Origin of the sequence: Alteromonas sp. AMM-1 (assembly GCF_047290655.1) — a bacterium.
GTDB classification, from domain to species: domain Bacteria; phylum Pseudomonadota; class Gammaproteobacteria; order Enterobacterales; family Alteromonadaceae; genus Alteromonas; species Alteromonas mangrovi.
The window spans coordinates 1-8,612 of the sequence record NZ_JBLBUE010000149.1 but is presented as its reverse complement, the minus strand read 5'-3'; the positions used below and the strand labels follow the sequence as shown (position 1 = coordinate 8,612).

Here is an 8,612-nt window from a genome sequence, read left to right as displayed (position 1 = left end):
TGATGATGACCAATGGCCCGTCGGCCACCATCGGCGAAGTGCTTGATGTGAAACTGGCGCGGCCACGCGATCGTCTGGCACTGGCAGACAACCCGGAATACAACCATTACCGACATGAGGTACTGACCTTCCTTTACGAAAAGCAAAAGAAGGTGGAAACGGTATCCAGCCGTCAGTCGGCGAAGAAAAGCAGCGATTCGAAAAAATCTAACGCGGCTTAACGAATTTTAATAAAAACATAGAGTTAGCTCGGTCCTTCGGGGCCGGGTCAGGCAATCTCAATCTGAATTTAGGAAAACACTATGAACACGACTACTTTTTCAACCAAACGTGCAGTACTTTCTTTACTCGTTGCCGCAGCAGTGGCACCAGCGGCATCAGCCGAGGGCTGGTACGAGGCCTTATCTGCTTCCAAAGCGTCTGCAGATTTTAACCTGCGTTACGAAGGGGTATCGCAGGATAACGTGGAAGATGCCAGTGCACTGACGCTGCGCACTTTACTGAGCTATGAGTCGGGCAGCTACAAAGGGTTTTCATTTAAAGCTGATCTGGAAGATGTGCGTATTGTAATGGGGCAGGGTGATTACACTGTAGGGCCAGCTGGATACAACACAGGCAAATATGCCGTTATTGCTGATCCGGAAACCACTGAGCTGAACCAGGGCTATGTGCAATATCAGGGCGATGGCGTAACGGTAAAAGCCGGTCGTCAAATCATTGCTCTGGATGGCCACCGTTTTGTTGGTCACGTAGGCTGGCGTCAGGACTGGCAAACATTTGATGCCATTTCTGTGAACTATCAGGCCAATGAAAAACTGACAGCATTTTACGCTTACCTGACCCAGCGCAACCGCATTTTTGCTGAAGCGGCTGATTTGGATTCAAGCGATCATTTACTGAATGTGAGCTACAAAACGGGTGCAGGCAAACTCACTGCCTATGCCTATTTACTGGAAGTGGATAACGACACTGAGAACAGCCTTGATACGTATGGCGTGAGTTACAGTGGTGCCTATCAGGCAGATTCAGTTAAATGGTTATACAGCGCTGAATTCGCCCAGCAATCAAGTGAAACTGCGACTACGGATTTTTCTGCAAGCTACTTGCTGCTGGAAGGCGGCGCGACAGTGTCTGGTATTACTGCAAAACTGGGTTATGAGTTGCTGGGTTCTGATGATGGCGCGTATGGCTTCTCTACGCCACTTGCCACGTTGCACAAGTTCAATGGTTGGTCTGATCAATGGCTGGCAACACCTAATCAGGGCTTGCAGGATATCTACGCCAGTGTAGCTTCAAACTTTGCAGGCGGTAACTGGTTGTTTGTGTACCACAACTTTGATGCTGATGAAGCCAGTGCAACTGTGGATGATTTAGGCAGTGAAATTAACGTTCAGTACACCACCAAAGTGGCAGAGAAGTTCACTTTGGGTGTGAAATACGCAAACTACTCAGCGGGTGACATTAAAGCTGATGCTGATAAACTGTGGGTTTGGGTTGGTACTAAATTCTAATCTAGGGTTCATCATGTGCGCTGTATCCGGTATTCAGGACACGTCTTCACTGCAATACAGACAGCTGGGCTTTATTCTGGCTGGTGGGTTGTCGTCCCGTATGGGACAAGATAAAGCCACCGTTAGTATAAACGGGCAAGCCATGCTCGACACTGCCCGGCAATTGCTGGATACAGCGCCCCTCCATCAGCATTACGTGCTGGGTGGGCCATTTAGTACATTTGCGGAACGCACTCCTCAGCATGGCCCAGGCCGGGCAATAGCTGATGTGCTGCTGCAATTAATGAGGCAGTGCACCGGTACTGCCCTTTTTTTACCGGTTGATATGCCGTGTCTATCAACAGACAGCATTAACATCCTGTTGGAAACCGCCTCTAGTGCAAAGCGCGCCTGCTATTTTGCCGACAGCTTTCTGCCGGTCGCCATACCCATAACGCCTCGTTACGAGCGTGCGCTCGCTGAACTGATTAAAGCCAAGCCCTGCGTCTCTATCCGCGCGGTGTTAGCAATGTGTGATGCGCAGTCGCTGCCTTTTACTGCTAACAGCAAAGAACTTGTTAACGTTAATACACGCGTCATTGCCAATAGTCTTTCTGCTTAGCAAAGCTATTTAATTTTACCTGCGGATTTAAACGCATCAGCATATGGCTGTGGCAGTTTATTTAGCCATTCCTGCAAAGCTGCAGGTTCATTTTCGAGACAAAGATACTGCTGAGAAAGTAATAACACGTGAACAATATCAGTATCGCCTGTTACTGGCCCTGTCTGAACCTTCAGTAGTTCTTCGTGTAAATTGTCCGGGTAGCACCACAGCGTTAATAAAAAGGCACTGATCAACATGGCAGGTTGCGGATGGGTATTACAAAACTCTTCATAGGCTTGTTGGTCAGATTCTGACAGCGCCGCCATAATCAGCCGGCCAATACCACTGAGCACAGCGCAAATGAACACCCGCTCAATTAACATTGGGTTATTGCTGAGTCCGGACATCACACTTCGCGAAAGCTGAGCGTATTGCTCGGTGTAGTGGCACACCTCCTGATGGGCTTTGGGCGACAGCAGATGCTCCGTTGCTTTTTCTACGGCAAAGCTCATGATCATGGCCTGCAAAAGCTGGGTGCCAATACGGGCGATGGCTTCTTCAAGTGAATCTGTTGCCCGGTGATATCCCAAATACGCTGAATTGGCCATTTGCAGTAAACGCGCAGCCACAAGCGGTTCCTGCCTGACAATAGCTGCCAGGTGAGGCAAGTCAGTACTATTGTCGGCCAGAGCGGTGCGCAGTTGGGTTACAACATTGGGTAACACGGGAATATCCGATAACCGGCATATTAAGCGGCGTTCTTGCTCGGATAGCGCCAATGTTTTCAGTATGGCTACATGATTCAAAAACTCAATTAATTGATCATCGGTAAACGGCTTAGCAAGTAACGTATGGGCAACCTTATTGCAGGTAACAATAGCGTCGTCGCTTATATCGCCGGAAATTAACACCCTTATCGCTAAAGGGAATGCGTCTGCGATGTCTTTTAAAATCTCCGCACCGGTAACCATTGGCATGCGGTAATCGCAAAATACGATATCCGGTGGCGGCGAGTGACCAATCTGTTTTCGCCAGTCTTGTGGTGTATCAACCAACGACACATGCCAATCGGCGAACAGGCGTTTTGCAGTTCGCCTGATTGCTTTTAGCATGAGTTCGTCGTCATCTATGAATACTGCGTAATTTACATTCATCACGTTTGCTCTGTCAGTTGCCCTTTATTTCCAATGGCATCCTGCCAATTTAATTTATTGCTTTAGATAACGCCCGCTCATTCACTTTGTTATAAAAGTATATACTATTTTGTTTTGCAAGTTTAGCGACATTGACCTATATAAATCAATGTAAACCATTAAATGCAAGTTCACAATGTGTCATTGGTGACTTTTGTGACACTGGTGAGGGCCGCATTATGCAGGTAACAGTCACGCGAATAGGCGTAAATGAAACACAGCGATTTGCTGATGAATTGCGCAGCAGCAATTTTTACGATGCTGATTTAAATATAGCCTTTGGTGACGTTGATGCAATTTCTTCTTTAGCGTCAATAGCAAAAGGTAAAGCTAACTGGCTTGCGTCTACCAGTTGTTTGGGTGCTATGAGTAATCTGGGTACCGACATGGGAGAAAGTTATGTCCATGTGATGACAATATCTGAAACGCGGGGTGTGATTGGCGTAGCGTCATGCGATATGGGCAAGGGGAATGTGTCTGAATTGGCGGAATCCACGGTTGTGTCTGCCATGCAGAAAGCCAACCGGCTTGGACAAATGCCCAGCCTGGTATGGATTATTCAGGCGCCCGGTCAGGAAGAAGCGGTATTAAGTGGTGTGCAGGCCGTATTGGGCAACGCAGTACCGGTGTTTGGTGGCTCCAGTGCCGACAACGCCATTGAGGGAAAATGGCTGCAGTTTGATGGAACACAGCTATACAGTAACGGTTTGATTATTGCTGTGATGTACACCGAGGAACCCATTTCCTGTTACTTCAGCTCGGGGTATACGGCCACCTCAACAGAAGCAACGGTAACGGCTGTAGATGGCCGGGTTTTATATACTCTCGATGGCAAACCGGCTGGCGATGTCTACAACCAGTGGCTTCAACGGTTTGGGCAGCCAGCGCTCAAACCGGGCAGCATTTTATCTGACAGCACGTATTTTCCGCTTGGTCGTAATCGTGGCACCCGGTCTGATCCTATTTCGTTGCTCAGTCACCCTTCCAGACTTAACGACGATAACAGTCTGGAATTGTTTGCTACGCTTAAAGAGGGGGAAGTATTAACGCTGATGCATGGCGAGCGTCACAATTTAATTTCGCGGGCAGCGGAAGTGGCGGAAGTGGCAATGCGAACCCATGAGCTCAATTACGAAACTCAGCCCAAGGCGCTGTTGCTGGTATTTTGCGGAGGTTGCATGCTGGCAGTAAAAGATCAACTGGCCGATATTCAACGGTCTATACTAAATAAAGCGCAAGGCCTGCCGTTTGTGGTGGCATTTACCTTTGGTGAGCAAGGCTGTTTTCCGGATGGTAAGAGCAGGCATGGTAACCTGATGATTTCGGCAACGGTGTTTGGATGAATACACGTGACAGATATTGAAAAGCTCCACGAAACAATCCAGCAGCTCAGTTATGAAAATGCTCAGCTAAGCCGATTTAAGAAAATTAACCGTCTCATGCTGGAAGGTCTGGATGCCATACTTTGTTCCGAAAACCACGACGAAGTATTTGCCAGGCTTTTTGATGTGATCAGCGATATATTACCCTGTGATCAAATCCTGATCGCGCACCTCGATGCTGCTCAGAATACCGTAGTACCTGTGTGCAGAAGCCATAAGCGTGGAAACTCTGTACCACTGCGATACCCTGATTTACAGCATTTTTTTGAACGAACCGTGAATCTGTCGAATGTAAAGCTGGTCCCTGAGTGGCGCGCTAGTATGGGGCAGTGGTTGCCTGAGGCTCAGTCTGTTCTGATTCATCCAATCAACACTGCACAGGCGGCGTATATCTGGCTTATTTCTGAAAGCGGAATTGGCGCTTTTTCCAAGCAATACGAAGAAGTGTTTGTATCCTTTAGTGCATTTGTTGCCAATACCTTATCGCAATTTGAGAAGCGTAGCCTAATTACCGAAAAAGAAGCCTTGTTAGAAGAGCGCGCGCGCATTGAAAGCAGCATGGTTCACCAGGAAAAAATGGCCGCGTTAGGTCAGTTGGCTGCCGGGGTTGCCCATGAATTGAATAATCCGCTGGGATTTATCAATAGCAACCTATCGAGTTTACGCGACTATGTTGCCCGCATTGAGCAGTTTGCCAGACAAGCCAGCAAGGCAAATAGCGAACTTGAATCCACATTTACTGCACTGGATATGGATTACATTTTAACTGATACCGTTGATTTGGTTGATGAGTCGCTGGACGGGATGAAACGGGCAACCGACATTATTCAAAACCTGAAGGCGTTTTCACATCCCGATGAGAAAACCATTAAGCCGCTCGATTTTCTGGCTGTTGTCCGCCAGGCACTCACTATTATTCGCACCCAGGCTAAAAACATTGTGGATATTTATTTTGATACGTCATTGGAAAACGCAACGGTGAGTGCCAACGCAAATCAGCTTGCGCAGGTGATTATTAATATTGTGACTAATGCTATTCAGGCGGTTAATCCGGGTACTGGGCAGATCAACATTGACGTGATAGCCGATGTATCCCACATTGAATGCAGAATTAAAGACAATGGTCCAGGCATTGATAAGCGGGTTCAGGCCAGCATATTTGATCCGTTTTTTACCACTAAAGCGGTAGGACTGGGTACCGGGCTGGGATTATCTATATCTAAGGCTATTATTGAACAAAGTAACGGTGAATTGAAACTGGAGTCGACAGGACCATCTGGTACGTGTTTTTTAATTCGGCTTCCATTACTTAAGTAACCTGGCAAAGCATTTATCGCGGCCAGGCTTTAACGTGTTCATGCAGTGAAGAATACAACACAGGATCGTTAAAAACCCAAGGACATTACAGAACATATATTTCTGTAGCAGGCTCATCAGAGCGGAGGAATTCATGGCAGAAGTGGCTCCATCAGACGTTTATCAGTCAACATTTGAACAATGTGGTATCGGGCTGGCACATGTCAGCCCCACCGGCGATTTTATCAGGGTAAATAAAGCGTTAAGTGATTTCCTGGGATATACCCCTGAAGAATTGATCAAACTGGACTTTCAGCACATCACACATCCTGATTTTTTGGATAACGATTTACAGCATGTAAGTGAACTCATCGACGGCTTTTATGATTCCTACCAAATGGACAAAATGTATGTTCACCGCGACGGGCATACCATTTGGGGAAAACTCACCGTTACCCTGGTAAGGAATGAACGAGGTGAACCACAGTATTTTATCTCCGTGGTGGAGGATATTGATGAGAAAAAGCGCTTTGAGGCCCGGTATCAGCAGTCACAGGAAACGTTTCGTTTAATCGTTAGTGCCCTCTCTGATCGCATGGTTGTGTGGGTGGCTACGCCCGACTTAAGGCACCTGATCTACCTGAATGAAGGATATACCCATATATGGGGGCGGGCAGGGAAAGAAATGTTTGACGACCCTACCAGTTTTATTCGGCATATTCACGTTGCCGACCGTCACCGCATACAACAACAATACCAAAAAGGCCTGAACGAGCCGTGGGTACACGAATACCGGATCATGCGCGACGATGGCACAATGAGATACATTCGGGAGCGCGGGCAGTTGATCCGTGACCTGACTGGAAATATCACCAGTGTGGTGGTTACCGCAGACGATATCAGCAAAGACAAACAGCTTAACGAGGCGCTAAAGTCTGCTAATCATAAACTCAACGTGTTATCGCGTACCGATGGATTAACCGGCATAGATAATCGCCGCGAGTGTTTGCGTAGGCTTGAGGAAGAGCACAATCGATTATCCCGCATTTCAGACAGAACTACTTCGACTCTGGCGTTCATTGATTTGGATGATTTTAAGGGGATCAACGACACCTACGGTCATAACGTCGGAGATCTGGCTCTGAAGGCATTGTCTGAGCGTCTTACCAGTACCATGCGCGAAAACGATATAGTGGGGCGTTATGGGGGCGATGAATTTTTGTTGTTATTGCGCGACACAACTAAAGAGGATGCCGAAACGGTATTACATCGGGTGTTCGCCGAACCTGTTCAGGTTCAGAATGAAGAGTGTGAATTAATCAGTATTCACTGCTCTGTGGGAGTTTCCCAATGGCAGCCTCAGTTTGAAGATATTCAGGGCTGGATAGAGCAAGCCGATCAGGGGATGTACGAAGTAAAAGCGGTAAAGAAACCAACGGTTTGTGAGTAATATGAACAGTACGCCCGCCTGTGTGACAGCCACCGGCGGGCGGTACAATAGGGGATTTGAGTTTTAGCGTTGCGCAGCCCATTGGGCTATTACTGCCCGCTCTTCATCAGTCATGTTGGTTTTGTTCAAAAATGGCATATCCCGGGTCACAGTGGTGCGGTTTACCAGCTGTGGTGCCTGACGGGTAATTTGTTCCCAATTATCAAACTTTACCCCCAGTGGCGCTACTCTGAATATGTCATCGCCGGGGGCGCTTGAGTGACACCCCTGGCAATGTGTTTCCACCAGTGCCATTACCTGTTTATCCAGTTCAGTGTCCGGTTGCAACGACGTACTGCTTATTGTAACTGAACTGGCTTCTGTATTTTGGTTAGCTGCTTTACCCGCATCAACCGCCCGGGGTTGTGACACCCAGAACGCAATCGCCAACATGGCGATTGCACCAGAGAGCAGAATTGACGGTTTAACCTGCCCAAGGTGGCGTAGGTTAAAAAAGTGTCTAATCCAGGCTGCTACTGCCATCAGCGCTACCAGCACCAGCCAGTTTTGTGGATGCTGATAGGTCATTGGGTAGTGGTTGCTGATCATAATGAACAAGATCGGCAACGTCAGGTAATTGTTGTGAACAGAACGCAGTTTCGCGCCTGCTCCCCAGGCGGGGTCGATGGGCTGTTGATGAGCGACAGCATGCACCATTTTGCGTTGCGCTGGCATAATATTCAGCCATACGTTTGCCACCATGATGGTACCAATAAGCGCACCCACATGAATATAGGCACCGCGACCACTAAACCAGTGCGTGGCCAGATAACTTACCACTACCAGCAGTATCACCAACGCAATAGCAAACACCTTGGGATAGTTGGCCAGTTTGGTACGGCAGGCGGTTTCGTATAGCACGGCACCACCGGCAATTAACGCAATACCGCGCATAATGGCTTGTGCTTCGCTCATGGCCATTACGCTGGGATCAATCAAATAGGCTGCTGCGGCGAAGTAATACACGATCACCAGCAGGGCAATACCGCTTAACCAGGTAGAGTAGGCTTCCCATTTAAACCAGTGGAGTTTTTCCGGCATGGTTTGCGGGCCATAAGCGTATTTGGCAACTTCGTAAAAGCCACCGCCATGCACGGCCCACAAATCGCCTTTGATCCCTTGCTTTTTCTTCTATTCGGGCTGCTTATCCAGGTTGTT

Annotated in this window: 6 protein-coding genes and 2 pseudogenes; 6 read left to right on the top strand and 2 right to left on the bottom strand. The window is 48.0% G+C overall.

Features of this window, described 5'->3' with window-relative positions:
- The 3 genes and pseudogenes from ACLR2L_RS16650 to ACLR2L_RS16640 all read left to right on the top strand — a co-directional run.
- Positions 1–221: pseudogene (locus ACLR2L_RS16650) on the top strand (ABC transporter ATP-binding protein); the annotation flags it as partial.
- 81 nt (positions 222–302) lie between these two features.
- Positions 303–1,511, top strand: a complete 1,209-nt coding sequence (locus tag ACLR2L_RS16645; RefSeq protein ID WP_140960334.1) for an alginate export family protein — start codon at positions 303–305, stop codon at positions 1,509–1,511.
- Positions 1,512–1,524: 13 nt separating this feature from the next.
- Entirely contained in the window at positions 1,525–2,112 is a 588-nt protein-coding gene (locus ACLR2L_RS16640) for a molybdenum cofactor guanylyltransferase (RefSeq protein WP_413369679.1), read from the top strand.
- Positions 2,113–2,117: 5 nt separating this feature from the next.
- Here ACLR2L_RS16640 and ACLR2L_RS16635 read toward each other — a convergent pair whose 3' ends face one another.
- Entirely contained in the window at positions 2,118–3,248 is a 1,131-nt protein-coding gene (locus ACLR2L_RS16635; protein ID WP_413369682.1) for an HDOD domain-containing protein, read from the bottom strand.
- A 218-nt stretch (positions 3,249–3,466) separates the two neighbouring features.
- Here ACLR2L_RS16635 and ACLR2L_RS16630 point away from each other — a divergent pair, with 218 nt between their 5' ends.
- From ACLR2L_RS16630 to ACLR2L_RS16620, 3 genes are all read left to right on the top strand, one after another.
- Positions 3,467–4,630, top strand: coding sequence for an FIST signal transduction protein (locus tag ACLR2L_RS16630; RefSeq protein ID WP_413369678.1), 1,164 nt, complete (start codon positions 3,467–3,469; stop codon positions 4,628–4,630).
- 6 nt (positions 4,631–4,636) lie between these two features.
- Positions 4,637–5,986 carry a sensor histidine kinase gene (locus ACLR2L_RS16625; RefSeq protein WP_140960326.1) on the top strand — a complete coding sequence of 450 codons (1,350 nt, stop codon included), beginning with the start codon at positions 4,637–4,639 and terminating at the stop codon, positions 5,984–5,986.
- Between the two features lie 133 nt (positions 5,987–6,119).
- Positions 6,120–7,415 (top strand): diguanylate cyclase, encoded by a 1,296-nt coding sequence (locus tag ACLR2L_RS16620; protein WP_140960324.1) that lies wholly within the window; start codon positions 6,120–6,122, stop codon positions 7,413–7,415.
- Positions 7,416–7,478: 63 nt separating this feature from the next.
- On the opposite strand, the pseudogene ACLR2L_RS16615 reads toward ACLR2L_RS16620, so the two are convergent.
- Positions 7,479–8,585, bottom strand: a pseudogene (locus ACLR2L_RS16615) (urate hydroxylase PuuD); the annotation flags it as partial.
- Positions 8,586–8,612 lie beyond the last annotated feature (27 nt).